The 26731-nt window shown below is 66.3% G+C and carries 21 protein-coding genes; 10 read left to right on the top strand and 11 right to left on the bottom strand.

What is annotated here, in order from left to right; genetic code table 11:
• Window positions 1-16: 16 nt before the first annotated feature.
• The 3 genes from HPA01S_RS12060 to HPA01S_RS12050 all read right to left on the bottom strand — a co-directional run bounded on the left by HPA01S_RS12060 (window position 17) and on the right by HPA01S_RS12050 (window position 5335).
• Window positions 17-919, bottom strand: a complete 903-nt coding sequence (locus tag HPA01S_RS12060; protein WP_066270234.1) for a LysR family transcriptional regulator — start codon at window positions 917-919, stop codon at window positions 17-19.
• Window positions 920-1043: 124 nt separating this feature from the next.
• On the bottom strand, window positions 1044-4205 hold the full coding sequence (locus HPA01S_RS12055) for an efflux RND transporter permease subunit (protein WP_066270232.1): 3162 nt from the start codon (window positions 4203-4205) through the stop codon (window positions 1044-1046).
• An 8-nt stretch (window positions 4206-4213) separates the two neighbouring features.
• The gene (locus HPA01S_RS12050) at window positions 4214-5335 is read right to left on the bottom strand and encodes an efflux RND transporter periplasmic adaptor subunit (protein ID WP_066270231.1); all 1122 of its coding nucleotides are present in this window, start codon (window positions 5333-5335) and stop codon (window positions 4214-4216) included.
• Window positions 5336-5456: 121 nt separating this feature from the next.
• Here HPA01S_RS12050 and hpnC point away from each other — a divergent pair, with 121 nt between their 5' ends.
• Complete coding sequence (gene hpnC / locus HPA01S_RS12045) at window positions 5457-6359, top strand: squalene synthase HpnC (protein ID WP_066270228.1); 903 nt, start codon at window positions 5457-5459, stop codon at window positions 6357-6359.
• A gap of 1 nt (window position 6360) precedes the next feature.
• On the opposite strand, the gene HPA01S_RS12040 is transcribed toward hpnC, so the two are convergent.
• Together HPA01S_RS12040 and HPA01S_RS12035 are read right to left on the bottom strand one after the other, a co-directional pair.
• A complete protein-coding gene (locus HPA01S_RS12040) occupies window positions 6361-7965 on the bottom strand; it encodes a sensor histidine kinase (RefSeq protein WP_084360647.1) in 1605 nt (534 codons plus the stop codon).
• Between the two features lie 10 nt (window positions 7966-7975).
• Window positions 7976-9520: a methyl-accepting chemotaxis protein gene (locus tag HPA01S_RS12035; RefSeq protein WP_066270225.1), complete on the bottom strand. Its 1545-nt coding sequence runs from the start codon at window positions 9518-9520 to the stop codon at window positions 7976-7978.
• 225 nt (window positions 9521-9745) lie between these two features.
• Here HPA01S_RS12035 and HPA01S_RS12030 point away from each other — a divergent pair, with 225 nt between their 5' ends.
• The 9 genes from HPA01S_RS12030 to HPA01S_RS11990 all read left to right on the top strand — a co-directional run bounded on the left by HPA01S_RS12030 (window position 9746) and on the right by HPA01S_RS11990 (window position 18354).
• Entirely contained in the window at window positions 9746-10429 is a 684-nt protein-coding gene (locus tag HPA01S_RS12030; RefSeq protein ID WP_157084992.1) for a Crp/Fnr family transcriptional regulator, read from the top strand.
• A gap of 168 nt (window positions 10430-10597) precedes the next feature.
• Window positions 10598-11479: a YihY/virulence factor BrkB family protein gene (locus tag HPA01S_RS12025; RefSeq protein ID WP_066270221.1), complete on the top strand. Its 882-nt coding sequence runs from the start codon at window positions 10598-10600 to the stop codon at window positions 11477-11479.
• Between the two features lie 69 nt (window positions 11480-11548).
• Window positions 11549-12847: an NAD(P)/FAD-dependent oxidoreductase gene (locus tag HPA01S_RS12020; protein ID WP_066270219.1), complete on the top strand. Its 1299-nt coding sequence runs from the start codon at window positions 11549-11551 to the stop codon at window positions 12845-12847.
• 46 nt (window positions 12848-12893) lie between these two features.
• The gene (locus tag HPA01S_RS12015) at window positions 12894-13802 is read left to right on the top strand and encodes an RNA polymerase sigma-70 factor (RefSeq protein WP_066270218.1); all 909 of its coding nucleotides are present in this window, start codon (window positions 12894-12896) and stop codon (window positions 13800-13802) included.
• A 44-nt stretch (window positions 13803-13846) separates the two neighbouring features.
• The gene (locus HPA01S_RS12010) at window positions 13847-14308 is read left to right on the top strand and encodes a carboxymuconolactone decarboxylase family protein (protein WP_066270217.1); all 462 of its coding nucleotides are present in this window, start codon (window positions 13847-13849) and stop codon (window positions 14306-14308) included.
• A 118-nt stretch (window positions 14309-14426) separates the two neighbouring features.
• Entirely contained in the window at window positions 14427-14951 is a 525-nt protein-coding gene (locus HPA01S_RS12005) for a chemotaxis protein CheW (RefSeq protein WP_084360646.1), read from the top strand.
• Between the two features lie 59 nt (window positions 14952-15010).
• Entirely contained in the window at window positions 15011-15493 is a 483-nt protein-coding gene (locus HPA01S_RS12000) for an EVE domain-containing protein (RefSeq protein WP_066270216.1), read from the top strand.
• A gap of 167 nt (window positions 15494-15660) precedes the next feature.
• Window positions 15661-16665, top strand: a complete 1005-nt coding sequence (locus tag HPA01S_RS11995) for a nuclease-related domain-containing protein (protein ID WP_066270213.1) — start codon at window positions 15661-15663, stop codon at window positions 16663-16665.
• 81 nt (window positions 16666-16746) lie between these two features.
• The gene (locus HPA01S_RS11990; protein ID WP_066270211.1) at window positions 16747-18354 is read left to right on the top strand and encodes a restriction endonuclease; all 1608 of its coding nucleotides are present in this window, start codon (window positions 16747-16749) and stop codon (window positions 18352-18354) included.
• Window positions 18355-18489: 135 nt separating this feature from the next.
• Here the strand turns inward: HPA01S_RS11990 and HPA01S_RS11985 are convergent, their stop codons facing one another.
• The 6 genes from HPA01S_RS11985 to HPA01S_RS11960 all read right to left on the bottom strand — a co-directional run bounded on the left by HPA01S_RS11985 (window position 18490) and on the right by HPA01S_RS11960 (window position 26688).
• Entirely contained in the window at window positions 18490-19305 is an 816-nt protein-coding gene (locus HPA01S_RS11985) for a hypothetical protein (protein ID WP_157084991.1), read from the bottom strand.
• A gap of 332 nt (window positions 19306-19637) precedes the next feature.
• On the bottom strand, window positions 19638-22751 hold the full coding sequence (locus HPA01S_RS11980) for an error-prone DNA polymerase (protein WP_066270207.1): 3114 nt from the start codon (window positions 22749-22751) through the stop codon (window positions 19638-19640).
• 139 nt (window positions 22752-22890) lie between these two features.
• Window positions 22891-24204, bottom strand: a complete 1314-nt coding sequence (locus HPA01S_RS11975) for a Y-family DNA polymerase (RefSeq protein ID WP_066270206.1) — start codon at window positions 24202-24204, stop codon at window positions 22891-22893.
• The gene (gene imuA, locus HPA01S_RS11970) at window positions 24149-24886 is read right to left on the bottom strand and encodes a translesion DNA synthesis-associated protein ImuA (RefSeq protein WP_245638634.1); all 738 of its coding nucleotides are present in this window, start codon (window positions 24884-24886) and stop codon (window positions 24149-24151) included. Before imuA ends, HPA01S_RS11975 begins: the two co-directional genes overlap by 56 nt.
• Before the next feature lie 197 nt (window positions 24887-25083).
• On the bottom strand, window positions 25084-26274 hold the full coding sequence (locus HPA01S_RS11965) for an aminotransferase-like domain-containing protein (protein ID WP_066270250.1): 1191 nt from the start codon (window positions 26272-26274) through the stop codon (window positions 25084-25086).
• Between the two features lie 81 nt (window positions 26275-26355).
• Entirely contained in the window at window positions 26356-26688 is a 333-nt protein-coding gene (locus HPA01S_RS11960) for a DUF2917 domain-containing protein (protein ID WP_066270203.1), read from the bottom strand.
• Window positions 26689-26731 lie beyond the last annotated feature (43 nt).

Below are 26731 nucleotides of genomic sequence, written 5' to 3'. Positions count from 1 at the left end.
CAGGGGGTGCTTCGACTTACTCCCCAAGCTCCTGCAAAGCCTGCTGCATGCAACGCGTGAAGGCACGGGCGACCAGCGAGTTCGGCCGCGCGGCGGGCCGCAGCATGTGCACGGTGGTGGGCACGGCGGGCTCGAGCTTGAGCACATCCACCTTGGCCGGGTCGGCCGAGGCCGCGGTGAAGGCCTCCACCATGGCCACGCCGACGCCGTGGTGCGCGAGCGCCAGCGCCACGTGGTAGGTCTGCACCGTCATCACCTCGTTCAGGCCGGCGCCGCTGTCGCGCACGGTGTGGGCCAGCAGCAGGCCGAGTGGGTCGCGGCCGTCGAGCGCGATCACGGGCAGCTTCGAGAGCTGGGCGAAGCTGATGGTGCCGGCCCGCACCTGGCGCGCGGTCAACATGCCCTTGGGCACCACGCAGACCACCTGGCGCTCGGCGAGCTGCTCCTGCACCAGCGTGGGGTGCGAGACGGCGCTGAACACGTAGCCCACGTCGGCCTCCTGCAGCACCAGCGACGAGATGATTTGCGGCGAATGCAGGGCCTGGTGGTGCACACGCACGGCGGGGTGTTTCTCGCGGAACAGGCGCATGGCGCGCGGGAACACTTCGTAGCTGAGGGCCAGCACGGTGAGCACGCGCAGCTCACCCTTGCCACGCCCGGCCTTCAGGCTGGCGGAGAGACGCTGCACTTCATCGAGCTGGGTGAAGAGGCGCTCGATGTGGGGGTACAGGGTCTGCGCTTCTTCGGTGGGCCGCAAGCGACCGCCCACGCGCTGAAACAGCGGAAAGCCGAGCTGGATTTCGGCGTGCTGCAAAGTGCGGCTCACCGCAGGCTGCGTGACGTTGATCATGCGGGCGGCGGCGCTCACGCTGCCGGTGAGCATCACCGCGTTGAAGACTTCGATGTGTCGTAGGCGCATGGCCTATTGTTGACGATGTGTTTTCGCCGGCTGGATCGGTCATCGGCGACGCCGGTCCGGGGAACAGTCGCGGAGCAGTGTGCCGGCCCCCATGCGCCCGCGAGGTCTCAGAGAGCGGTGAAACTCAAGCCGGCCGCTTCACCCGGAACCACGCCGCATACATCGCCGGCAAGGCCAACAGGGTCAGCACGGTGGCCACGATCAGGCCGCCCATGATCGCCACCGCCATCGGCCCCCAGAACACGCTACGCGACAAGGGAATCATCGCCAGCACGGCAGCCGCCGCCGTCAACACGATGGGGCGCATGCGCCGCACGGCGGCTTCCACGATCGCGTTCCATGTCGGCACACCGCGCGCCCGGTCCTGCTCGATCTGGTCGATCAGGATCACCGAGTTGCGCTGGATCATGCCCATCAAGGCGATCACGCCCAGCAGCGCCACGAAGCCGAACGGCCGGTTCAACAGCAGCAGCGCCGCCGCCACACCCGCCATGCCCAGCGGGCCGGTGAGGAACACCAGCATCGAGCGGCTGAAGCTCTGCAGCTGCAACATCAGCAGCGTGAACACGATGAACAGCATCAGCGGCACACCGACCACGATGGAGGCCGAGCCCTTGCTGCTCTCTTCCACCGCGCCCGCCACCTCGATGTGGTACGCGCTCAGGCCGCGCGACGCCCAGCTCTCGCTGATCTTCTTCAGCGCGGGTTGCAGCTCGGCCGTCACCGTGGCGCCCTGCATGCCGTCCACCACATCGCCCTGCACCGTGATCGCGTAGTCGCGGTTCTCGCGCCAGAGCACGCCGGGCTCCCAGTCGAACACCGGCCTGGCAATCTGCATCAGCGGAATCGCCTGGCCGCTGGCCGTGGGCAGGTAGGCGTTGGCCAGGCTGGTGATGGCGTCGCGCTCGTCCAGCGGCTGGCGCAGCACGATGTCGATCAGCTTGTCCCCCTCGCGGTACTGGCCCACCGTGGAGCCCGACAGCAGCGTGCGCGCCGCCTGCGCAATCGACTGGCTCGACACGCCCAGCGCGCGCGCCTTGGCCTGGTCCACCTCCAGCCGCAGGCGTTTCACCGACTCGTTCCAGTTGTCGTTCACGCCGCGCATGTTCGGGCTCTCGCGCATCACCTGCTTCACCTCGTCGGCCAGGCCGCGCAGCACCTGCGGGTCGGTGCCGACCACGCGGAACTGCACCGGGTACGGCACGGGTGGTCCGTTGGGCAGCAGCTTCACGCGCCCACGCACCTCGGGGAACTCGGTCGCCAGCACGGCCGGCAGTTCATGGCGCAGGGTCTCGCGCGTCTTCAGGTCTGTCGGCAGCACGATCATCTGCGACACGTTGGTCTGCGGGAAGATCTGGTCCAGCGGCAGGTAGAAACGCGGCACGCCCGAACCCACCCAGGTCGTCACGCTGCGCACGCCGGTTTCTTTTGCCATGCGGTCTTCCACACGGCGCGTCACCTCGTCCATGGCCTGCATGCTGCTGCCCTCGGGCAACCAGATGTCGACCAGGATTTCGGGGCGGCTCGAATCGGGGAAAAACTGCTGCTGCACCTTGCCCATGCCGGCGATGCCGAGCACGAAGGTCAGGATGGTGGCGCCAATGGTCAGCCAGCGGTGCTGCACGCACCAGTCCACCACGGCGCGGAAGCGCACGTAGAACGGGCCGTCGAATACCTCGTGCGGCTCACCCTCGGCATGCGGCTTCACCTTGAGCAGCACGAAGCCCAGGTAGGGCACGAACAGCACCGCCACCACCCATGAGATGACGAGCGCGAGCACCGTCACCGCGAAGATGGCAAAGGTGTACTCACCCGTGACGGAGTTCGCCAGGCCGATGGGCAGGAAGCCCGCCGCCGTGATCAGCGTGCCAGTGAGCATGGGCATGGCGGTGGCTTCCCAGGTGAAGGTGGCCGCGCGCACCATGCTGAAGCCCTCTTCCAGTTTGCGTACCATCATCTCCACCGCGATGATGGCGTCGTCCACCAGCAGGCCGAGCGCGATGATGAGCGAGCCCAGCGAAATCTTGTGCAGGCCGATGCCCCAGTAGTTCATGGCCAGGAAGGTGATCGCCAGCACCAGCGGAATGGTGATGAACACCACCAGGCCGGGCCGCACGTCCAGCACGTAGCGCCGCAAGCCGGTACCGCCCGGGCGCCGGTGCAGGCCCAGCGCCAGGAAGCTCACCGCGAGCACGATCACCACGGCCTCGATGAGCACCTTCACGAACTCATTGACCGAGCTCGTCACCGCGCTCGGCTGGTCCTGCACCTGCGCCAGCGTCATGCCCGCCGGCAGCGTGGCCTCGATCTCGGCCACGGTGGTCTTGAGGGCCTTGCCAAGGTTGATGATGTCGCCGCCCTTGGCCATGGAGATGCCCAGGGCGATGCTGTCCTTGCCGTCGTGGCGCACCAGTACCTGCGCCGGGTCCACATAGCCCAGGCCGATCTGTGCGATGTCGCCCAGGCGGATCTGCGTGCCGTTGCCGGCGCGGATCGGCATGGCGCGTAACTGCTCCACCGAATTGAAGGCGCCGGCCACGCGCACCTGCACCACGTCCTGCGGCGTCTGCACCGCACCGGCGGATTCCACCGCGTTCTGCTGGCCCAGCGCATCCAGCACCTGCTGCAGATTCAGGCCCAGCGTGGCCAGGCGCTTCTGCGAGATCTCGATGTAGAGCTTCTCGTCCTGCACGCCAAAGAGTTCCACCTTGCTCACGTCGCGCACACGCAGCAGGCGCTGGCGCACCTCGTCGGCCACGGTCTTCTTCTCTGCCGGCGTGAAGCCCTCGCCCTGCAGCGCGTAGATCACGCCGTACACGTCGCCGAACTCGTCGTTGAAGAACGGCCCCACCACGCCTTGCGGCAGCGTGCCGCGCATGTCGCCCACCTTCTTGCGCGCCGTGTACCAGATCTGCGGCACCTCGGCCGCCGGCGAAGAGTCCTTGAGCTGGAAGATGATCAGCGTCTCACCCGGCTTGGAGTAGCTGCGGATCTTGTCCGCGTAGGGCACTTCCTGCAGCGTGCGCTCGATGCGGTCGGCCACCTGTTCGGCCACCTGCTGCGCGTCGGCACCGGGCCAGTAGGCGCGCACCACCATGGCACGAAAGGTGAACGGCGGGTCTTCGTCCTGGCCGAGCTGAAAGTAGGCCGCCACGCCCAGCAGCATCAGCACGATCATCAGATAGCGCGTGAAGGCCTGGTGGTCCAGCGCCCATTGCGAGAGGTTGAAACGCGAAACCCAGGTCCTGGGTTCGCCGGCGGCAGCGGTGGAGGCGGCGTCGTGCATGGCCGGCCTCAATGCGTGGTTGCGGCGTTGAAGCGCGTCACCTTCTGGCCCGGCGAGAGCACATGCACCCCGGTGGCCACCACTTCCTCGCCGGGCTGCAAGCCGGCGGAAATCACCATCTCGTTGCCGTCGGCACCGGCCACCTGCACCGGGCGCGGCTGCACCGTGCCGTTGGCCGCGTCGAACACCCACACGGCCGAGCCCTTGCGGTCGCCCTCTTCCGAGCGCATCAGCGCGCTGGTCGGCAGCTTGATCACCGCGACGGCCTCGGCCGCGTCACCCAGCGTCACATAAGCGGTGGCACCCAGTGGCACCGCAGCCTGATCGGGCAGGGACAGCTTGACCTGGTACGTCCGCGTGGCCGCGTCGGCACTGGCCGCCACCTCGCGCACGCTGGCCGTCAGCGGTGCGGCACCGGAAGCCGCACTCGACGTCGCACCGGCACCGGCCCACAGCCGCACCCGCGCCGGCATGCCGGGTTTGATCTGCGCCACGCGGTCTTCGGGCACGGCAATCACCACGTCGCGTGCGCCATCGCGCGCCAGCCGCACCACAGGCGTGCCGGCGCCCACCACCTGGCCCACCTCGGCCTCCACCGCCAGCACCACGCCGGGGCCGTCGGCCAGCAGGCGCGCATAAGCGGCCTGGTTGCCCTGCACTGCACCTTGGGCCTTGGCCTGGCGCAGCGTGGCCTCGGCCGCCTTCAGGCTGGCCTGGCGGCGCTCGATCTCGGCACCGCTCACGAAGCCCTGCGCCTGCAGGTCCTGGTAACGCTTGAGGTCGGCCGCGTTCAAATCGCGCTGCGTCTGCGCCGCGCTCACCTGGGCCTGGGCCGCCTGGCTGGAGAGTGCGAGGTCTTGCGCATCCAGCTGCGCCAGCAACTGCCCCGCCTTCACCCGCTGCCCGACCTCGGCCGGGCGCTGCACCAGCTTGCCGCCCACGCGGAAGCCCATGCGCGACTCGACCCGTGCGCGCACCTCGCCGGCGTATTCGCTGCGGGCCGCCACGTGGCCGGTGCCCACCGTCATCAGCTTGACCGAGCGCACCGGCTCCGCAGGCGCCGGGGCGCGGGAGCAGGCAGCCAGCGCCAGGGCTGCACTCAGGATCAGGACAAAATGCGGTGTGTTCATGGCGGCAGGCGATGGCAGGTGTGTGAAAACACGGGTTGCATGACCATTGAAAGCGCCACGCGTTAATGACTGACCGGTTAGTAATCAAAATTGTAGATCAAAAAAATGGCCTTTTTTCCTCATGGCAAGCGCCTCCACCCCCTCTGCTGACGGCGCCACGCCGCTGGGTTCGGGCGTCGGGCACTATGAAAATTTTCCGGTCGCGTCCTGGCTGTGCCCACCCGCGCTGCGCCCCGCGGTGGCCGCCATCTACCACTTCGCCCGCGCCGCCGACGACATCGCCGACGAGGGCCAGGCCACGCCCGAGCAACGCCTGGCCGAGCTGGCCGACTACCGCGCCGCGCTGCAGCGCTGCATCGAGCAACCGGCGAACCCCGTGCTCGACGGCGCTGCCGCGCACTGGGCCGGCATCTTCACGGCACTGGGTGCCGCCGTGCAGCGCCACGCCCTGCCCGGCCGCCTTCTGCACGACCTGCTGAGCGCCTTCGAGCAGGACGTGCGCCACACCGCCAGCGGCCACCGCTATGCCGACACCGCTGAACTGCTGGCCTATTGCAGCTTGTCCGCGAACCCGGTGGGCCGCCTGCTGCTGCACCTGTACGGCGTGCACAACGACGCCGCGCTGCGCCAGAGCGACCAGATCTGCAGCGCACTGCAGCTGATCAACTTCTGGCAGGACATCGGTGAAGACCTGCCCCGTGGCCGTTGTTATCTGCCGGCCGACGTGCTGCAGCGCCACACGGTCACGGTGGCCGACTTCGAGGCGAACCGCACCGAGCGCACCGCGGCCATGCAGGCCGTGGTGGCCGAGCTGTGCGCCCACGCGCGCGGCCTGATGCAACAGGGCGCACCGCTGGTGCACCGCGTGCCGGGGCGCGCCGGCTGGGAACTGCGCCTGGTGGTGCAAGGCGGGCTGCGCATCCTCGACGGCATTGCCGCGCTGCAATACCGCAGCTGGCAGCACCGCCACACCTTGCACAAGACAGACCTGCCGCGCCTGGCCTGGCGCGCGCTGTGGATGTGAGTCAACCGTCGCAGTGCGGCTCGCCTTCTTCCCGGGGGGCGCCCTCTTCGCTGGCGGTTTGCTCCACCTGCGCGGGCAGGAACACGTAAAAGGTCGCGCCCTGGTCGGGGCGCGCATCGGCCCAGATGCGACCGCCATGGTGTTCCACGATGCGGCGCACCAACGCCAGGCCGATGCCCGCGCCCTCGAACCGGGGGTCGGCATGCAGGCGCTGGAACATGCCGAACAGGCGCTCGGCCTGGCCCGGCTCGAAGCCCACGCCGTTGTCGCGCACGTGGAACTCGGTGCCCTCCGGCACGGCGCGCCAACCCACCTCCACCTCGATGGTGTCCCGGTGCGACGCGTACTTCACCGCGTTGTCCAGCAGGTTGGCCCACACCTCGCGCAGCAACACCCCGTCGCCCTGCACCTTGGGCAGGCCCGGCTGAATGCGCCAGCGCAGCTTCTTCAGGCCCGCGTCGATCGCCAATGTCGCCACCACCTCGTCCACCAGCGCGGCCACGTCGACCTCCTGCAACGTCATGCCCTTGCGTCCCAGGCGCGCGAACGACAACATGCCGTCGATGAGATGGCGCATCTGCACCGCGGCACGAATGATCTTGTCGCAATACGGCAGGCTGCCCTGCGCACCTCCTGCGCTCACCTCCTCCTTGAGCAGTTCGGCAAAACCGGCAATGTGGCGCAGCGGCGTGCGCAGGTCGTGCGAGAGCGCGTAGGAAAACTCTTCCAGTGAGCCGTAGGCCTCTTCCAGCTGGCGCGTGCGCATCTGCACCTGCTGGTTCAGGTCTTCGTTGCGCCGGTGGCGTTGCTCGATCAGGTTCTTGTAGAGCGTGACCTCCTGCACCGAGAAGGTGTGCGGCAGCTCAAAGCCCCCGGGGCCCTGGTGGGGCACGCCCCGGCAGCGCACCCAGCGCAGCGCGCCGCTGGTGGTGACCACGCGGAACTCGACGTCGATCTCCGCGCCCATGCGCAGCGCCTCGTTCAGCGCGGCCTGCAGCATCGGCCTGTCCAGCGGGTGCGCCTGGTCCATGAACGCTTGCGCGCCATGCGCCTCGTCGTCGCGCTCGCGGCCGAGAATGCGGTAGATCTCCGACGTCCAGCGCGAGCGGCCGGTGTCCACGTCGTGCTCGATGCGGCCCAGGCGCGCCAGCCGCTGTGCCTGCTCCAGGCGCTCCTGCAGGTCGGCGGTCAGCAGTTCCCGCTTCTTGCGTTCGGTGATGTCGGTCTGGATCGACACGTAGCTGCTCAGCCGGCCCGTCGCATCCAGGATCGGCTGGATGTTCAGCGACACCCAGTAGGGCTCGCCCGAGCGCTTGTAGTTCAGCAGCTCGAAGTCGCGCACGGACTGCGTCTGCCGCACCAGGGCGGCCAGGCGTGCCAGTGCTTCGGCGCTGGTCTTCGGGCCATGCAGCAGCTCGGCCGGGCGGCGGCCCACGCATTCGTCCAGCGTCCAGCCGGTGATGCGCGAATACGCGGCGTTGACCCAGATGATGCGCCGCGCCGCGTCGGTCACCACCACCATGTTCGATGTGTTTTCCACGATCATCTCCAGCATCTGGAGACGCCGCAGCACATCTTCGGCGGCGGGCAAGGGAGTCGATGACATGCCGGGCTCCTCAGGCAAAGATGCCCACGGCGTTCTTCATGCTCTGTGACTGGTGGTTCAGTGCGTTGGCCGCCGCGGCACTCTGCTCCACCAGCGCGGCGTTCTGCTGCGTCATCTCGTCGAGCAGCCCGACCGCGCCGTTGAGCTGTTCGATCTCGGCCGTCTGCCGCACCGAAGCGGCATTGACCGAGGCGATCAACCCCGTGAGGTCGTTCACCTGCGCGACGATCTCGTCCATCCTCGACCCGGTGGCTTCGACCTGGGCCACACCGTCGCGGATGCCCGCGAGGCTGCCCTCGATCAACTCCCTGATCTCCCGGGCCGCGCCCGCGCTGCGCTGTGCCAGCGTGCGCACCTCGGTGGAAACCACCGCGAAACCGCGCCCCTGCTCACCCGCCCGGGCGGCCTCCACCGCGGCATTGAGCGCCAGGATGTTGGTCTGGAAGGCGATGCCGTCAACGATCTCCACGAACTCGGCGATGCGATGGCTCGATCGCGTGATCTGCTCCATGGTGCTTGCCATGGCCCGCATGGCCTCGCCGCCCGAGCTCGCCGCTTCACTGGCCTTGCGCGCCAGCGCGGCGGCGTCGTGCGCGGCGCTCGCGTTCTCGCGCATGGTGGCCACCAGTTGCTGCATCGAAGAAGCAGTGTGCTGCAGGTGCGACGCCGTCTGCTCGGTGCGGCTGCTCAGGTCGTCGTTGCCCTGCGCGATCTCGCCGCTCGCTACCGACACGCCCGCCGCCTGCGACGACATGTCCGCCAGCAGCGAGCGCAGGTTCAGCGCCGACTGGTTCACGGTGAGCAACAGCATGCCGATCTCGTCCACCCGGTTCAGCGTGACCAGCCCACCCGCATGCCCGCTGGCCACACGCTGGGCCTGCCGCAGCACCAGCCGCAAGGGCATCACCAGCTGGCGCTGCAGCCACACGGCCGCCAGCGCGAGCAGCGCGGCCAGCAGCAGCGCCATGCCCGCCAGCTGATCGCGAGGCAGCCCGGACGCCGCCAGCGCAGCCACCATGCCCACGCCCGGCAGCAACAGTGCCAGGCGGATGCGCGCGCCCACGCCCAACCACCGGCCCCACGACAACCAGGCCAGCGGACCGCGGCGCACCACCAGGCCACGGAAGAAGCGCCACCCGCGCGCCCGGCCTTCGGTGAACCGGCGGTACAGCGCTTCCGCGCCCAGCACCTCCTCGCGTGACGGCTTGGTGCGCACCGAGAGGTAGCCCGTGAGCACGCCCTCGCGCATCACCGGCGCGGCATTCGCCCGCACCCAGTAGTGGTCACCGTTCTTGCGCCGGTTCTTCACCAGGGCCGACCAAGGCATGCCCTGCCCCAGGGTCGCCCACATGTCGGCGAAGGCCGGCGCCGGCATGTCGGGGTGGCGCACCAGGTTGTGGGGCTGGCCGATGAGCTCCTCGGTCGTAAAACCGCTGACCTCGACGAACGCCGCGTTGGCATGGACGATGTGGCTCTGCGTGTCGGTCGTTGACAGCAGGGTGCTGTGTTCGTCGAACTCGTATTCCCGTTCCGTCACCGGCTGGTTGTTTCGCATGGGCAGATGTTTCGCTCTCACGAAGGTGGTTGTGCACGCCACGGGCCTCAAGGGACCGCATGTGTCCTTATTTCGACACACAAGCGGTTTGACCCACCTCAAAAACTGCAGCAGGAAAACAGGAATCTGCAACGGATGTGACGCAGCTCGCGTTTCCACCGGAGGCATTTCGCGTCTTTTCGCGTCTACTAGGTAGGAACAGTTACTTACATTTCAAACCCCTGCATGAAACCATCGTCTGCCTCCCGATGTCGATCGCGCTGCGGCCACTGCGCCACGCAACCGATGTGCGTGATGGGGTCTCTGCCGGAGGCCTCCCGCGAGCTGCTGGCGCCCTGCATCGAAGAGTCCACCTTCGCCAAGGGCGACACGCTGCAGACCGAAGGCGAGATGGCCCGACGCATCTCCACCATCAAGATCGGCGCCGTGATGGCCACCCGGCGGGACGACCAGGGCGAGTCGCACCCAGTGGCCCTGCTCGGCCGGGGCAAGACCCTGGGCGGCTATGCGGTCTACGGACACCGGGAACAGATCGGGGCGCAAGCCCTTTCGGCGGGCCGGATGTGCAGCGTTGAAGTGCCCGACTTCTACCGCCTGGGTGTGGCGGATCGGCAATTCCATGCCTGCATCCAGCAGCACATCGTGGGTTCACACGGCCAGCTGGCGGACTGGTCGCGCGTGATGCGCATCAAGGGCCTGCAGCAGAAACTCCTGGCCGCCCTGCAGCTGTACGCCCGCGAGCAGGGCAACCGCACGATCCGCCTGCCCAGCCACGTGGCGCTGGCGGCCCTGCTCTCGACCACGCGCGAAACCATCGCGCGTTCGCTGCGCCAGCTTGAGGCCTCGGGCCACATCGTGCGGCACGACCGCTGGCATTGTGAGGTGACCGGCCCGCGCGCTGCACGTTAGGGAATGGCGCCCGCAGGTGCAAGGCGGGCGGCGCGTGCTCGACAGGATGGCCGCGCCGGGTGAGGCCCATCGCCACCCGCCCCCGGCGTGTGCAGGCGAACAGAGCACAATGCCGCACGACGCTACGGTGCTATCCGTTCCTCCATCCCCTTTTGATCGGCCATCCTCATGATCAAGACCGTATGGTCCCTCATCCGCGACACCCTCACTGCATGGATCGACGACTACGCACCCAGCATGGGTGCGGCGCTGGCGTTCTACACGCTGTTCTCCATTGCACCCTTGCTGCTCATCGTGATTTCGGTGGCCGGCCTGTTGTTCGGGGAAGATGCCGCGCGCGGTGAAATCATGGAGCAGCTCAGCGGCCTGGTCGGGGTGGACAGTGCACGCACCCTGCAGTCGGTGCTGGAGAGCCTGAACCAACCGAGCGCCAGCGCCTATGGCACCGTGGTCGGTGTCGGCGTGCTGCTGATCGGCGCCACCACCGTCTTTGGTGAACTGCAGAACGCGATGGACCGTATCTGGCGCTCGCCAGACCTGCCGGCACCACGCGGCGGCTTCTGGTCCATTCTGCGCTCGCGGCTGCTGTCGGCCGGTGTGGTGCTGGGCGTGGGCTTCCTGCTCATGGTCTCGCTGGTGGCCAGTGCCGCGCTGGCCGCCCTGGGCAAGTGGTGGGCGCCCTGGTTCGGCAACATGGCCATGGCCGCCAACCTGGTGGACTGGGCGCTGAGCTTCCTGAGCATGACTGCCCTGTTCGGCATGATCTACAAGTGGCTGCCACGCGCCAAGGTGCCGTGGTCGGACGTGCTGGTCGGCGCCGCGTTGACCGCCTTGCTGTTCACCATCGGCAAATTCCTCATCGGCCTGTACATCGGCCGCAGCGGCGTGGCCTCGCCCTTTGGCGCCGCGGCCTCGCTCGTGGTGCTGCTGCTGTGGGTGTACTACTCGGCGCAGATCTTCCTGCTGGGCGCCGAGTTCACCTGGATCTACTCCCACCGCCACGGCTCGCGCAAGCCACAGGTGCAAGCACAGCCACAGGCGCAAGACTGAGGGCATCGCGGCGCGAGCGTCTGCGCGTCGTCTACAGTGGACGCCAGTTCTTCAACGGGAGTTCGACGCATGCAACACCGGATCGTGATCGTGGGGGGCGGCGCAGGCGGCCTGGAGCTGGCCTGCAAACTGGGCCGCAAGCTGGGGGCCGCGCAGGTCACCCTGGTGGACCAGCAGCTGTTCCACATCTGGAAGCCCTCGCTGCACGAGGTGGCCGCCGGCACGCTGGACATTCACCAGGAAGGCCTGTCGTACCAGATGCTGGCGCACGACAACCGCTTCACCTTCTGCTTCGGCGCCATGACCGGCATCGACCTCGCGGCCAAACAGCTGCAGGTGGCAGCGGCGCTGGACGACACCGGCGAAGAACTGGTGCCCGCGCGCGTGCTGCCGTTTGACCAGTTGGTGATCTCGGTCGGCAGCACCGCCAACCACTTCAACGTGCCGGGTGCGGCCGAGCACACGCTGTCGCTCAACCGACCGGCCGACGCCGAACACTTCCGCCTGCGCATGCTCAAGCTGCTCACCGCCGCCGAGTTGCGCAAGAGCGCCGGGGCCGAGGGCCAGGTGCGCATCGTCATCATCGGCGGCGGCGCCACCGGCGTGGAGCTGGCGGCCGAGTTGCGCGAGGCCAGCGTGGTGCACTCACGCTACGGCTTTCGCCGCCTCGACCCGCACCGCGACGTGCAGATCACCCTGCTGGAAGGCGCAGACCGCATCCTCGCGCCGCTGCCCGAAAAAGTGTCCAGCGCGGCCGCGCAGTTGCTGCGCGAACGCCAGGTGACTGTCGAGACCGGTTGCCGCGTGGCGCGCATCACGCCCGAGCAGGTGGAAGACGCCACCGGCCGCGTGTTCGCCGCCGACCTGGTGGTGTGGGCCGCCGGCATCAAGGCGCCCGACGTGCTGGGCACGCTGGGCCTGCCCACCACCCGCTCGGGTCTGCTCGAAGTTGGCAGCAACCTGCTCGTGAAAGAACAGACCGACATCTACGCACTGGGCGACTGCGCCGCCTGCCCCACCGCCGACGGCGGCTGGGTGCCACCGCGCGCGCAGGCCGCGCACCAGCAGGCCAGCTACCTGGTGAAGGTGCTGACGCGCCGCGCCATGGACCAGGCGGTGCCGAGCCAGCCCTACGTCTACAAAGACCACGGCTCGCTGGTGTCGATCGGCACGCAGAACTCGGTTGGCAACCTCATGGGCAACCTGTTCCGATCCACCTGGTATGTGCAAGGGCTGCTGGCCCGCACCATGTACGTGAGCCTGCACCTGATGCACCACCAGGCCGTGCTCGGCACCCTGCGCACGGGGGTGCTGGCGGTGGCGCGCTTCCTGGTGAAGCGTGCGACGCCGCTGGTCAAGCTGCACTGAGGCGTCCGGCCTGTCACAAACCGGGCGTGTCACGCGTCTGGCCTGCATGAACAACGACCCCATCAGCACCTTCAACCGCCTGCGCCCGCGCCTGCAGGGCATTGCCTACCGCATGCTGGGCTCGCCCGCCGAAGCCGAAGACGTGGTGCAGGACGCCTGGCTGCGCTGGCACAAGGCGCCGCACGACGCGCTCGACAGCAGCGAAGCCTGGCTGGTGACCGTGACGACCCGGCTGGCAATCGACCGCCTGCGCAGCGCCAAGCAACAACGCGAGCACTACGTCGGCACCTGGCTGCCCGAGCCCGAGCTGTCCGGCTCACCACCCACGCCCGAGCAGATGCTGGAGCGCGCCGACGACGTGTCGGTGGCTTTTCTGGCCCTGCTCGAACGCCTGGCGCCCGAGGCGCGCGCGGCCTTTCTGCTGCGCGAGGTGTTCGACGCCGACTACGGCGAGGTGGCCCAGGCCCTGGGCAAGACCGAGAGCGCCTGCCGCCAGATCGTGCACCGCGCCAAGGCCCAGCTGCAGGACGACCGGCCGCGCCACAGCGTGCCGCGCGATGCACAGCTGCGCCTGCTGCGCGGTTTTGCCGATGCGGCCAGCAGCGGCCAGCTCGGCGCGCTGCGGGCCCTGCTGGCAGAAGACGCGCAACTGATCGGCGACGGCGGCGGCAAGGTGCCCAGCTTCGGCGTGCCCATCATGGGCGACCGGCGCATCGGCCAGCTGTTCTGTGCCATGCACCGGCGCTTCGGCGACGCGGTGCGTTACGAGGTGGTGGTGCTCAACGGCCAGTGGGGCCTGCTGCGCTTCATCCACGGTGGCCTGGAATCGGCGCAGTCGTTCGTGACCGACGGCGAACGCATCCAGCGCGTGCACGTGCAGCGCAACCCGGACAAGCTCGCGCGCATCGCCGCCGCGCTGGGCCGCGAGCTGGCTGTCACACATACGCGGCCTTGAACGTCTTCAGGGCTGTGACACCCAACCAACCCTGAAGGACCAACATGAACCAACACCCCCGACTTCCCTGGATCGAGATCGCGCCCAAGAGCTACCAGGCCATGGCCGCCACCGGCGCCAGCATCGCGGTCTCTTCGCTGGGCCCCATCCTCATGGAACTCGTGAAGACCCGCGTGTCGCAGCTCAACGGCTGCGCCTTCTGCGTTGACCTGCACGTGCGCGACCTGCGCAAGCACGAGGAAACCTGGCAACGCATCAACAGCCTGTCAACCTGGCGCGAGACAGGCCTGTACAGCGCCCGCGAGCGCGCCGCCCTCAACTGGGCCGAAACCATGACGCGGATGGTGGAGTACCACGGCTGCCGCGATACAGACTTCGAGCTGTTGAAGGCACAGTTCAGCGACCAGGAAATCGTCGAACTGTCCTGGTGCATCGCACAGATCAACGCCTGGAACCGCATGGCCGTGGGCATGGCCGCACCGGTGCAGGAGCGAGCGCTGGTGTAAGCCCGCGGTGGCGGGCAGCCCGCCGCCCACGCTGGCATGGCAGGCCGCTCAAGAACGTGGTCGGGTGGCCGATAAGGAGGAAGGATCAAAGCCCCTTCTCCTTTTCTTGGACCGCCCCATGGACGCCCAGCACACCGCCACTTCCGTCGCCCCGGCCGCCCGCCGCCCTGCTCCCACCATCGCCCAGGCCGGCGAGTTTTTGAGCTTTCGCCTGGGTGCGGAGGAATACGGCATCGACATCCTGCGCGTGCAGGAAATCCGCTCTTACGAAGAGCCCACCCGCATCGCCAACACGCCCGACTTCATCAAGGGCGTGGTCAACCTGCGCGGCGTGATCGTGCCGGTGGTGGACATGCGCATCAAGCTGGGTTGCGAGAAGGTCGAATACAACGGCTTCACCGTGGTGATCGTGCTCAGCGTGCACGGGCGCGTGGTGGGCCTGGTGGTCGACTCGGTGTGCGACGTGATCGAACTCGGCAAGGACATGATCAAGGCCGCGCCGCAAATCACCACCACGCTCGACGCCGGCTTCATCACCGGCATCGCCAGCGTGGGCGAACGCATGCTGATCCTGACCGACATCGAAGCCCTTATCGGCAGCGCCGAAATGGGCCTGGTGGCACCGCCCGCCGCCCTGCAGTAAACACCGCGGTACGGTGCCGCGCCGTTGCGCGCGGCAGGCCTTGCCCGCAGAATGGCGCAATGAGCACCGCGCCCCAATACTGGTTGATGAAATCCGAGCCCGACGAGTGCTCGATCGACGACGCCCTGGCCGCACCAAAGGCCTCCGTGCCCTGGACCGGCGTGCGCAACTACCAGGCCCGCAACTTCATGCGCGACGCCATGCGCATCGGCGACGGCGTGCTGTTCTACCACTCCAGCTGCCCACAACCCGGCATCGCCGGCATTGCGCGCGTGGCATCAAGCACGCGACCAGACCCCACGCAGTTCGACGCCAAGTCGCCCTACTTCGACGCCGCCTCCAAACCCGACGCACCGCGCTGGCTGCTGCTCGACGTGCAGGCCCTGCGCAAGACACGGCTGATCGGCCTGCCCGAGTTGCGCGGCGCGCCAGAGCTGGCGGAGATGGTGGTGCTGCAGCGGAGGAATCGGTTGTCTATCACGCCGGTGAGTGAGGAACACTGGAAGGTCATCACCGACACGCTGTTGGCTAAAGACGCCTGATCACCAGCCTCTTCCAGAGCGTGGTCGTTCGTTCGAGGGTTGACGAGGCATATCGAATAGCAAGCGTGAGAAAGTGGACGGTTTGATTCGCTTGACGGCACCGCTGGTCGATTCCACCGCCCGCACGTGCAACGCCGCATGAATACTCCGCGCGAAAGGAGACAGACATGCTGCTCAAGACAGCCGACGACAAATCGAAACGCCTGGCCCTTCTGGAAGAACTTCAGCGTTCCACCCTTCTCAGTGCGTCTCAGCAGAAATGGTTGCGTGAAGAACTCACGCGGCTGCGCAAGGGCATCCAAGGCGAAAAGGATTCCGCGTACTACTTGGATCAGTACTTCAGGAACGGATCCAACCATGTGGTACTGCATGACTTGCGCTTCGTCGTGGATGGTGACGTAGCGCAGATCGATCACATGGTGATCAATCGCGGTTTCGGCATCTATTTGTTTGAAACCAAGAACTACTCGGGTGACTTGGCCATCAACGAGCACGGTGAGTTCACGGCTCAATACGACGACGTGCGTTTCGGCATTCCATCACCCATCGAACAGAGCGAGCGACACGCTCGCATCCTGCAGCGCCTGCTCAAACAGCTTGGTATCGGTAACCGCATCGGTAGCGAGATGAGCTTCTTCCATGTCGTGCTGCTACACCCAAAGTCCATCATCAAGCGCCCGGCGCCCAAGACCTTCGATACGACAAACGTGATCAAGGCCGATCAGTTTCCTTCGTGGCACAAGCAGTTTGTCGACAAGGAAGGAACATTCGGCGAAACGTTGAAGCTCATGGCGAATCTGCGAGGACTCGACACCATTCAAGACTGGGCCAAGAAACTCGTTCGCCAGCATCGCCCGGCCGATCTGTTGGCGCTGCCGGATTTCATGCAACCCAAACCGGCTCAGGTGGCACCAGTTGTCAGGGTGCCTGAGATCCAGCCGTTACCTCCCGCATCAGATCAACGGAAGCTGACGCCTTCTGCATCTCCCTCTGTCACCAAACCGAGTGCATCGATAGCGGCAGAACCTTCATGTCCACGCTGCGGCAAAGCGATGGTCCAGCGCGTAGCGAAGCGAGGTGCTAAATCGGGGAACGTCTTTTGGGGATGCTCCGGCTTTACCGCAGGATGCAGAGGGACTCGAGAAATTGAAAACGTGGGCAGTCCAAACTGACACTGAAATCTCCGAGACAACGTCGGGAAGCGAATAGCAACCCACCTAGAAGCGAAAAAGACAAACGACGGGGAACTCATCATGGGACGAAGAAGCGGCTTTGAGGGATTTCTGCGTGCTACGGGACGCGCGATAGCAGCTGCAGAGCGTGAACGTCAACGGGGCATTCGAGCGCAATTGACCCAGGCACGCCAGATCGAACGTCATCAGCGCATGGCGCTGGCGCAACAGAACAGAGACGATCGTGCTGCACAGAAGGCAGCAAAGGCCCAGTACTTGGTTGATCGCCAAGGTGAGGTCGATGACCTGAACGCCGAACTGCAAGATAGGCTGGAGGAGCTGCAAGGTATCCTCGCGCATACGCTCTCGCAAGACGACCTGATCGACTTCAATGTCCTGCGACCACCGGCGAGCTTCGAAGCATTCAAACCACCACCGGAACTGGCACCAGGCCGCGCCCCACTCGCGCCAAAAATGCCCACACCGTCTGGGCTGCGTAAACTGATTCCCGGAGCAACAAAGAGGCATGCCGCTGCGCTGGCCAAGGCGGGCAGCGATCACCAGTCGGAAGTCGCGCGCTTCAACCAGGCCGAAGCCGCCAAGCGAGAGAAGTTTGCAAAACTCAAGGCGGAGTACGACCAGCGCAAAAGCCTGTTCGAGACGGAGCTCAGGCGCCGAAACGCCGAGGTCGACGAGTTCCAGGCAGCCTACCGCGCGAAGGAACCGGACGCCGTCGTTGCCTATAGCGAAATGGTGCTGGCGCGATCAGAGTACCCCACGGAAGGGTTCCCTCAGAAATTCCGCATCGCTTACAGGTCCGATTCGTCGGAATTGATCGTGGAGTACGACCTGCCGGAGGTACAGGTCATTCCGCAGCAGGCGGAGTACCGGTACGTCAAAACCAAAGACTCCATCGAGGCAAAAAGCAGAAAGCCGACAGAGATCAAACAGCTGTACCAGGACATCGTTGCCTCAATCGCTCTTCGAACGCTCCACGAACTGTTTGAGGCCGATCAAGCCGACGCACTTGCACTGGCCACGTTCAATGGCATGGTGGACACGCATGACCCAGCGAGCGGTAGAGATGTGAGGGTGGCTGTTGTATCGGTGCGTTCGTCGAAGGCGGAGTTTCTGACCCTGCGGCTGGAGAAGGTTGAGAAGGTTGCTTGCCTGCGAAACCTCGGTGCCCAGGTGTCCAATCGTCCCGATGAGTTGCAGGCGGTCAAACCCATCGTCGAATTCGACATGGTGGACAGACGTTTCATCGAGCAAGGTGATGCCCTGTCCGCGCTTGAAACGCGCCCGAACCTCATGGAGCTCACACCGTCAGACTTTGAGGTGCTCGTCTCCAATCTGTTCAGCAGGATGGGTCTGGACACCAAGCTCACACGCAGTTCAAAGGATGGTGGCGTGGATGCCATCGCCTTCGACACCCGACCAGTGCTGGGTGGCAAAGTTGTCATTCAGGCCAAACGCTATCGAGACACGGTGGGCGTGAGCGCCGTTCGCGATTTGTACGGAACCATGCTCAACGAAGGCGCGAACAAAGGCATCTTGGTCTGCACCAGCGGCTATGGTCCCGATGCGTACAACTTTTCAAAAGATAAGCCGATTGAGTTAATTGATGGTGGCGGGCTGCTGTATCTCCTGCGTGAGCATGCGGGGACTGTTGCCCGGATTGCCGTCTGACGGCTGCCTTGGCTAAGACGTCAAGCCCATTGTTGTGAGGCCTTGCGCTGGGGGCGCCCAAGACTGGAACTGCACGCCAAATCGGCGTGGTCCTACTTGGCTCAGCAAGTTCCGCCAGATTTGTACAAATGGTCCTTAGTTGACTAGGTTAGCGCGCACGAACGGCACGAAGCCATCGTAGATTGTGGCTTTCCTGACAGTGCAAAGATCCAGAGAGGCCTCCAGTGCTTTGTCCCCTTGCTTCTCATCGATCTTGCAATTCGCGCTCAGCACGATCTCTCCCGAGGTTCCGCGCGACGGATACTTGAGAGCCTTCATACCAATGCCCATCGAATCTGTTGGGTTATAGGTCTCAATGATGGTGTCGTTGGCTGCCTGCACCTTCATCGTTGCCTTTTGGTCAATATAGATTTGGGTAAGCGAGAACATCTTGCTGCATTCAAGTGTGTCCGCACAAGTGATTCGTGCGCGGGCTGCCGCTTCTTTGAGCATCAACTCCCGCCTAATGATTGCCGCACGGCTTTCTTCCTCGAAGCTCAAGAAGGCCTTGTCAATGTTTAGCCTAGCTTGAGCTGTGTTCGCCACTGTGGCAATTCGCCGATAGGACTCCAGTTTGATGTTGGCGAAGTCTCGGCCATTCTGCGGTCCGATGGAGACCATATAGGCCTTGAGCTTCTGATACTCGAAGAACTCATCTGCCAGCTTCATTATTGGAGGGTTGTTCGCCACCAACTGCACGCCTTGGGCCACCACATCGAAGTCATTGGTAGCCAACGCCGGCTCCAGCATCTTGTAAGCGCCTGCCCAGTCCTGAACTGCAATCAATTTCTTGGCCTCGGCAATACGGTCAATTTTTGGCAGGGTTGTCGCACAACCGGAAATTCCCAGGGCGAGCAGAAGTGCGAAGACAAAACGGAAAAAATTCATGAGGGCCAAAGAAGAGTTTTGCATGAAGGCGAGAGGTTACTTGAGTTCACGGCTTCATGGGTAGTGAAGCAAAGTGTGGGGAACAGGTTCAGAAGCAGGGGCGGGGGGTTCTACCGGACCAGGGACGGTCCAAACCAGTCCAAAGTTTTTCAGCGTCATGCCCAGCATCGTGCCGATCCCGCGCCTTTAGCGGTAGAGCTGTTGCTCGGAGTTGTGAAGCGCTTCCCTAGTTCTCTCTAACTAGCAGATTGGCAATCTTTAGCCACGACTGAAGCCTCCTCGAAAAATTCCACGGGATCGCTCCCGAAAACTCGCAGAGCGTAATTGCGCCGTTACATCCGAGTGAGCTCGTCCACTCAATGAAAATCCCGACTAACCGTCGACAACCCATTGAGCAGCGGCGTCATATCCACCAGATGCCCCGCGATCAGGTTTCTCACCTCGCCGTCGCGCTGCCACTTTCCATACACCGCCAGCAAGCGTGAGCCGGTAAGCACGGCGCGCTGGCGTTCGCGGATGCGTTTCCACACGATCACCTGCACCACCCCGGTTTCGTCTTCCAGGCTCACGAACACCACGCCCGATGCCGTGCCGGGTTGCTGGCGCAGGGTGACGATGCCGCAGTGGCGCACCAGGCGGCCGTCGGGTGCGTCTTTGAGTTGTTCGGCGGTCATGAGCCTTCGCTTGCTGAGTTCTTCGCGCAGCAGGGCCAGCGGGTGGCGGCGCAGGGTGAGGCCGGTGCTGGCGTAGTCCCACACGATGGCTTCGCCTTCGGGTGCGGTGGGCAGGGCCAGCGGGGCTTCGTCCACCGGCGCGCTTTTCAACAGCGCGGGTGCGGTGCGCAGTGCGGCGGCGTCCCACACCTGCTGGCGGCGGTGGCCGCTCAGGCCCATCAGGGCATCGGCGGCGGCAAGGGCTTTCATCTGTGGCTGGTCCAGGCCGGCGCGGCGGGCGAGGTCTTGCGTGTTGCGCAGGGGTTGTTGTGCGCGCGCGGCCACGATGCGTTTGGCGCTGTCCTGGCGGATGCCGCTGACGAGGTGCAGGCCGAGGCGCACGGCGCCATCGGGTTCAAGCGTGCTGTCGTGCTCGCTGTGTTGCACGTCCACCGGGTGCACGACGACGCCGTGGCGTTTTGCGTCTTGCACCAGCTGGCTGGGCGTGTAGAAACCCATGGGTTGGCTGTTGAGCAGTGCGGTGAGGAACTCGGCCGGGTGATGGCATTTGATCCAGCTGCTCACGTAGACCAACAGCGCAAAACTGGCGGCGTGGCTTTCGGGGAAGCCGTAGCTGGAGAAGCCTTTGATCTGTTCAAAGATGCTCTGGGCAAAGTCGAGTTCGTAGCCGCGATCGGTCATGCCTTTCACCAGCCGCTCTTCGTACTTCTGCACGTTGCCGTGCCGTTTCCAGGCGGCCATGGCGCGGCGCAACTGGTCGGACTCACCGGGCGTGAAACCGGCGGCGAGCACGGCGATCTGCATGCACTGCTCCTGAAAAATGGGCACGCCCATGGTGCGGCCGAGCGCTTGCCTCAAGGCTTTGCCGTTGTTCGGGCCGGGGTAGCTCACCGGCACTTTGCCTTGCCGCCGGTCAAGGTACGGATGCACGGCACCACCCTGGATGGGCCCGGGCCGCACCAGCGCCACTTCGATCACGAGGTCGTAATAACAACGTGGCCGCAGGCGCGGCAGCATGCTCATCTGCGCGCGGCTCTCGATCTGGAACACGCCCACGGTGTCGGCGGCGCAGATCATGTCGTAGGTGGGCTGGTCGTTCGGGGTCGCGTCTTCCAGAGTGAACTTGCGGCCTTCTTTCTGGCCGATCAGCGCCATGGCCTTGCGCAGCGCGGTGAGCATGCCCAGCGCGAGCACGTCCACCTTGAGCAGGCCGAGTGCGTCGAGATCGTCCTTGTCCCATTCGATGACGGTGCGGTCTTGCATGCTGGCGTTTTCAATCGGCACCAGGCGCGAGAGTGGCAACTGCGTGAGCACGAAACCGCCGGTGTGCTGCGAGAGGTGGCGCGGGAAACCCATCAGCGTGGAGGTGAGTTCCAGCAGCTGGCGCACCTGGAGTTGCTCGGGGTCCAGGCCGGCTTCCACCAGGCGTTCCGTGGCAATGCCATGGCCGTTCCACCAGCGCGATTGTTTGGCCAGCGCAACCAGCGCGCCTTCTTCAAAGCCCAGCACCTTGCCCACGTCGCGCAGGGCGCTGCGTGGGCGGTAGCTGATGACGGTGGCGGTGAGCGCGGCGCGTTCGCGGCCGTATTTTTTGTAGAGGTACTGGATGACGTCTTCGCGCCGCTCGTGTTCAAAGTCCACGTCGATGTCGGGTGGCTCGTCGCGCTCGCGTGAGATGAAACGCTCGAACAGCAGGCCGGTGAGGTCTGGGTTCACGGCGGTGATGCCCAGGCAATAACAAACCACGCTGTTGGCGGCCGAGCCCCGGCCCTGGCACAGGATGTGTTGCGAGCGGGCAAAGGCGACGATGTCGTACACCGTCAGGAAGTAGTGCTCGTATTGCTTGAAGGCGATGAGTTCGAGTTCGTGTTCGATCTGCTGCGCGATCTTCTCGCTGATACCGCCCGGCCATTTCTGCCTGGCGCCCTCCTCGGTCAATCGGCGCAGGTAACTCTGCGGCGTCTCGCCTTCGGGTATCACCTCGCTCGGGTACTGGTAGCGCAACTCGTCGAGCGAGAACTGGCAGCGCGCAAGCACCGCGAGCGTTTCTGCCAGCAGCTCCGGGGGATACAGGCTGCCCAGCGTGGAACGCAGGCGCAGGCGCTGTTCGGCATTGGGTTGCAGCGCGAAGCCGCATTCGGTGAGCGGCTTGCCGATGCGGATGGCGGTGAGCACGTCGTGCAACGGTTTGCGCGAGCGCACATGCATCTGCACGTCGCCCACGGCCACCAGCGGCACGGCGGTGAGCCCGCTGCTCTGGCGCAGGCGGTGCAGACGCATCTCGTCATCGAAGCGGCAGAGCTGCTCCACACCCAGCCAGCAACGGCCCCTGAAGTGCCACAGCAGCCAGCGGGCGATGGTGTCCATCTGGTCCTGGTCGCAGGCGATGTCGGGCACGGCGATCACCACGCAGTCGGCCAGGGCTTCGGCGTCGATACCGTCGAGGGTGAGGCGGTAGGTGCCTTTCTTGGGCGAGGCACGGCGCAGGCGCGTGATGAACTCGCAGAGGTTGCCGTAACCGTTGAGGTTGCAGGCGAGCACGACCAGGGTGAAAGGCGCGTCGCAACGCACGCGGAACTGGCTGCCGATGAGCAAGGGAAATTTGTGCTTCTTCGCCGCCACGTGCGCGCGCACCACGCCGGCCAGCGAGCATTCGTCCACCAGCGCCAGCGCGCGGTAGCCGAGTTCAACGGCCCGCTCCACCAGTTCTTCGGGGTGGCTGGCGCCGCGCAGGAAGCTGAAGTTGGAGAGACAACGCAGCTCGGCGTAGTCGGGCAATCCGGCAGCGGTGTTCATGGCCGCCACGGTGCCGAAGCACGCTCATCAACGCATGAGACAGCGCCATCAAGAGGCACCGAAGACCCGGCTCTGCCGGGCCTCTGGTGCCGCCCCCTTGAGGGGGTAGCGTGCAGCGCGGCGGGGGTGCTTTTCCTGTTCATGCGAAATGCCCATGCAGGAACCAGGCGGGCGCGCCGTCCAGCCGGGTCTGGAACACCCACAGCACGCCGGCTTCGGCGGACAGGGCCACCCAGTAATCGCGTGCCACGTTGCGCGCGTGGTCTTCGCCGTTGCCACTGCGGTCCCACCAGCCGCCTTCCACGCGCTGGGGCCCGAGCAGCAGCATCAGGCGGCCGTGGTAGATCGGGTGGTCGCCCCGCACCAGCAGGCGCAGCGGCACCGGCCGCAGGAAGCCGGGCTGGGGCAGCTCGGTGCCGGGCGCGCCCTTGCGCGGCAGCGGCAGCGTGGCTGCCTGCCACTGGCACATGCCTTCGGGGCGGTGGTCTTCGCACAGCACCGGGCGCAACACGCGCTGCGGCCCCAGCCGCGCGGCCAGGCGCTCCAGCACCAGGCCGAGCTTCTCGCCCTGGCGCACGGTGTCGGGCAGCAGCGAGGCGCTCACGTCGTGCAGCGGCCGCACCTCGGTGGCCACCAGCCGCAGGTCGCCCACGGGCGCTTTCAATGCCACCCGCCCCAGGTGCTCGCCCAGCAGGCGGCTGAGGTGTTCGATGTCGCGCGTGGGTTCGGCCGTGTGGATGGTGATTTCGCCGCCCTCGCCCGCCGCGCGCGAACGCATCGCGTCGTGCGCCCAGTACAGCGTGAACGCGGTGACACCCGCGCGCCGCGCCGCCAGCCAGCCGCTGAGCACGAGCAGCAGGCGCCGCGCGCCGAACAGCAGGGCCGGCGCCTGCTCCACGCGCGCCATGAGTTCGAGCCGCTCCTCGAACACCTCGGGCAGCGCCACCCAGTCGTGCGCCTCGGGCGCGTGGCCGTAGGCCCGGTCCAACGCCTGCAGCAGTTGCGCGTCAAAGCGCCGGGCGACGCCGCCACGCGGCAGCGCGCGCACGTCGCCCAGCGTACGGCAGCCGATGTGTTCGAGCGTGAGGCGGTGCGGGTGCACGGCGCTCAAGGTCTCCATCGGCAAGGTGTCGAGCAAGGCCTCCAGCGGGCGGCGCAAGCCGTTCTCGATGCCGGCGCGCGCCAGCGCCAGCGCGGCCAGGCCGTTGGGCGCCCAGGCCAGCCGCGCCACGCCGAGTTCCCGGCCCTCGCTCCACACGCGGTCGCGCAGGGCACGCCGGCCGCCGAACAGGCGCACGCTGGCCGCCACCTCCATCAGCACGGCTTCGTCGGCCAACGCCACCCGGGGCGTGAACTGCAGCGCCCAGGTGGCCAGCGCGCGCTGCGGCGGCGCGGCGTCAGTGGGCGCTGCTGTGCCGGCGCACGGGCTGGGCAGGAGGGCTGTCCACAACATGTTGTTGAATCTCTTCGCGTGGCATCCAGCGCCCGGGCTGGCGCAGCCGCAGCGGAAGGACGGACGCCAGGCTGCCCGGCACCGAGGCCAGGCGCAGGGTGTCGTCCAGCGGCGGCCCTTTGCGCTTGGCAATGCGCACGTGCAGTTCCCAGTTAACCCCCACCGAGGCCACCACGCGCAGCGGCGCGGCCGACGACTCGCTCAGCGCGCGGCTGGGCCGGCACACGAACACCGGCGCGTCAAAACCCGCCGCCAGCACCTGCAAGCGGCGGATCTGCTCGGCCCGCGCGCGCGGCAGCCAGGCCACGAGCGCACCGCAGGCCTGCGCCTTGATGAGTTGCTCGGCCGACCACAGGCGCTCGGCTGGCGTGTCGGCCTGCACCCAGACCAGCTGGCGTTCGTCGATGCCTTCAAAACGCAGGCCCGGCAGATGCGGCGACAGCGGCGGGCCGATCACCACCACCGGCTGCCCGGCGGCACAGATCGGGCGCAGCGCCGGCGCGAGCAGGCGCCACTCCAGGGCGCCGCTGTGCGGCGTGAGGATTTCGCTCAACCCATGGCCGGGCCAGCCACCACCAGGCAACTGCGCGTCCAGCGCAGCAAAACCGCTCGGCCACACAGCCGACACCGGCGCACCCAGCTGATCGCCCCGCCACAGCGCAGCGGCCACGGCCGCAGGCATGCCAACCGCAGGAGGCGCGGCCGGGCGAAGGGGTGAAAAAGCCGGAGACGGATCGTCTTCCGGCCAGGAAAGGGCGGGCTGCATGGCTGGCTCAATATACTGTACGAAAGTACAGTATATGAAAGCCGATGCGCTGTCCAGAAAAGGGGTGGAAGACCCCGGAGCGTGGTCAGTCGGGCGTCGTCACCGAGGCAGCTTCACACCGCCTGCCCCAACCGCGCCACGCCCTCTTCGATCTTCTCCACCCCCACGGTGGCGAAGCTCAGGCGCAGGGTGGCGTGGTCGGGGTTGCGGGCGTAGAACGGGGCGCCGGGCACGAAGGCCACGCCTTTTTCGATGGCGCGTTTGGCGAACTCACCGCCGTCGGCCACCTTGCCGCCCGCGCCGGTGAGGCGGGCCCAGACGAACAGGCCGCCCTGGGGTTGCACGAACTCGATCGCGTCGCCGAGTTCGCGGCGCAGCGCGTTGCCCATGGTGATGGCGCGTTCGGCGTACACCTTGCGCACCTTGTCCAGCGTGGCGGGCATGCGGCCGGCCTTGAGGTATTGCGCGGCCGTGGCCTGGGCAAAAGTGCTGGTGTGGGCGTCGCTGAACTGTTTGCACATGGTGGCCTGGGCCAGCAATGCGGCCGGGCCCACCATCCAGCCCACGCGCAGGCCGGGGCTGAGCACCTTGCTCAAGGAACCGCAGTGCACCAGGCGCTCGCGGCTGCCGGGCACGCTGGCGCTGAGCGCGAGCAGGCTGGGCGGCGGCGCGGCGCCGAAGTAAAGGTCGCCATACGGGTCGTCTTCCACGATCAGCGTGTTGTGCTTCACCGCCATCTCCAGCACCTGCTTGCGGCGCTCCAGGCTGAGCATGGCGCCGCTGGGGTTGCCGAAGGTGGGGATGAGGTAGACGAACTTGGGCTTGTGTTCGGCGATGAGTTTTTCCAGTTCGTCGGTCTTCACGCCATCACCGTCCACCGGCGCGCTGATGAGTTCGGCGCCGTAGAGGCGGAAGCACTGGATGGTGGCAAGGAAGGTCGGGCCTTCGACGATCACCTTGTCGCCGGGCGAGACCAGCGTCTTGCCCAGCAGGTCCAGGCCCTGCTGGCTGCCTGTGGTGACGATCAGGTCGTTCGCGGCCACGTCTTTGGCGCCCTTGCTGGCCATGAAGGCGGCAAGCTGTTCGCGCAGCGGCTGGTAGCCCTCGGTGGCACCGTACTGCAGCGCGCCGCCGGCTTCTTCGGTAAGGGCCGTGTTCACCGCTTCGCGGATGCCGTCCACATCGAACATCGCGCTGTCGGGGAAGCCACCGGCAAAGCTGATGATGCCGGGCTTGCCCAGCAGCTTGAAGAGTTCGCGGATGGCGGAGGTCTCGACGTTGTTGAGGCGGTCGGCAAAGGGAATGGCAAAGGTCATGGCGGCGGTTTCCGTGAAGTCGTGGTCAACGACCGCCATTCTCGCGCACCGGCGCGGGGCGCCCCCGGTTCAGGCCAGGGCCGTGCCCGCCGGGCCGTGCGACCGGCCACCATGCAGCCGCTGCGCCAGCCGGCGCCAGCGCGGTTCGGGTGCGCGCCGGGTGCAGGTGGGGGCATGCGGCTCCAGCCGCAGCACGGCAGGCTTCAGGGCATAGGCGATCACGCGCTGGTGCGGCTGGACGACGAAGTCGTCGCCCGCGTTCAGCACCACGTCGCGTTCGTCGTGGTCGAGCGTGATCCACACGCTGCCTTCGCGGCACACGAGGCGCAGCGCGCCAGCGGGGATGGACTGCAGCGCCTTGTGGGGCATGTTCAGGTCCACGGTCAAGGTGTCGGTTTTCATGAAACACTCCTTTCGCATCAGGGATGTGCATGACTGTAATTAG

The organism is Hydrogenophaga palleronii NBRC 102513, from assembly GCF_001571225.1.
In the GTDB taxonomy this organism is placed as follows: domain Bacteria; phylum Pseudomonadota; class Gammaproteobacteria; order Burkholderiales; family Burkholderiaceae_C; genus Hydrogenophaga; species Hydrogenophaga palleronii.
This window is presented reverse-complemented; position numbering and strand designations above follow the sequence as displayed.

Excerpts from the sequence above, each read along its gene's own strand:
- HPA01S_RS12055 (WP_066270232.1), bottom strand. The coding sequence starts at position 4,205 with ATGCACGACGCCGCCTCCACCGCTGCCGCCGGCGAACCCAGGACCTGG.
- HPA01S_RS11985 (WP_157084991.1), bottom strand. The coding sequence starts at position 19,305 with ATGCAAAACTCTTCTTTGGCCCTCATGAATTTTTTCCGTTTTGTCTTC.
- HPA01S_RS11980 (WP_066270207.1), bottom strand. The coding sequence starts at position 22,751 with ATGAACACCGCTGCCGGATTGCCCGACTACGCCGAGCTGCGTTGTCTC.
- HPA01S_RS12020 (WP_066270219.1), top strand. The coding sequence starts at position 11,549 with ATGCAACACCGGATCGTGATCGTGGGGGGCGGCGCAGGCGGCCTGGAG.
- HPA01S_RS12025 (WP_066270221.1), top strand. The coding sequence starts at position 10,598 with ATGATCAAGACCGTATGGTCCCTCATCCGCGACACCCTCACTGCATGG.
- HPA01S_RS12010 (WP_066270217.1), top strand. The coding sequence starts at position 13,847 with ATGAACCAACACCCCCGACTTCCCTGGATCGAGATCGCGCCCAAGAGC.
- HPA01S_RS11990 (WP_066270211.1), top strand. The coding sequence starts at position 16,747 with ATGGGACGAAGAAGCGGCTTTGAGGGATTTCTGCGTGCTACGGGACGC.
- HPA01S_RS11975 (WP_066270206.1), bottom strand. The coding sequence starts at position 24,204 with ATGTTGTGGACAGCCCTCCTGCCCAGCCCGTGCGCCGGCACAGCAGCG.
- HPA01S_RS12050 (WP_066270231.1), bottom strand. The coding sequence starts at position 5,335 with ATGAACACACCGCATTTTGTCCTGATCCTGAGTGCAGCCCTGGCGCTG.
- HPA01S_RS12015 (WP_066270218.1), top strand. The coding sequence starts at position 12,894 with ATGAACAACGACCCCATCAGCACCTTCAACCGCCTGCGCCCGCGCCTG.
- HPA01S_RS11995 (WP_066270213.1), top strand. The coding sequence starts at position 15,661 with ATGCTGCTCAAGACAGCCGACGACAAATCGAAACGCCTGGCCCTTCTG.
- HPA01S_RS12030 (WP_157084992.1), top strand. The coding sequence starts at position 9,746 with ATGAAACCATCGTCTGCCTCCCGATGTCGATCGCGCTGCGGCCACTGC.
- HPA01S_RS12040 (WP_084360647.1), bottom strand. The coding sequence starts at position 7,965 with ATGTCATCGACTCCCTTGCCCGCCGCCGAAGATGTGCTGCGGCGTCTC.
- HPA01S_RS12000 (WP_066270216.1), top strand. The coding sequence starts at position 15,011 with ATGAGCACCGCGCCCCAATACTGGTTGATGAAATCCGAGCCCGACGAG.
- imuA (WP_245638634.1), bottom strand. The coding sequence starts at position 24,886 with ATGCCTGCGGCCGTGGCCGCTGCGCTGTGGCGGGGCGATCAGCTGGGT.
- HPA01S_RS12005 (WP_084360646.1), top strand. The coding sequence starts at position 14,427 with ATGGACGCCCAGCACACCGCCACTTCCGTCGCCCCGGCCGCCCGCCGC.
- hpnC (WP_066270228.1), top strand. The coding sequence starts at position 5,457 with ATGGCAAGCGCCTCCACCCCCTCTGCTGACGGCGCCACGCCGCTGGGT.
- HPA01S_RS12035 (WP_066270225.1), bottom strand. The coding sequence starts at position 9,520 with ATGCGAAACAACCAGCCGGTGACGGAACGGGAATACGAGTTCGACGAA.
- HPA01S_RS12060 (WP_066270234.1), bottom strand. The coding sequence starts at position 919 with ATGCGCCTACGACACATCGAAGTCTTCAACGCGGTGATGCTCACCGGC.
- HPA01S_RS11960 (WP_066270203.1), bottom strand. The coding sequence starts at position 26,688 with ATGAAAACCGACACCTTGACCGTGGACCTGAACATGCCCCACAAGGCG.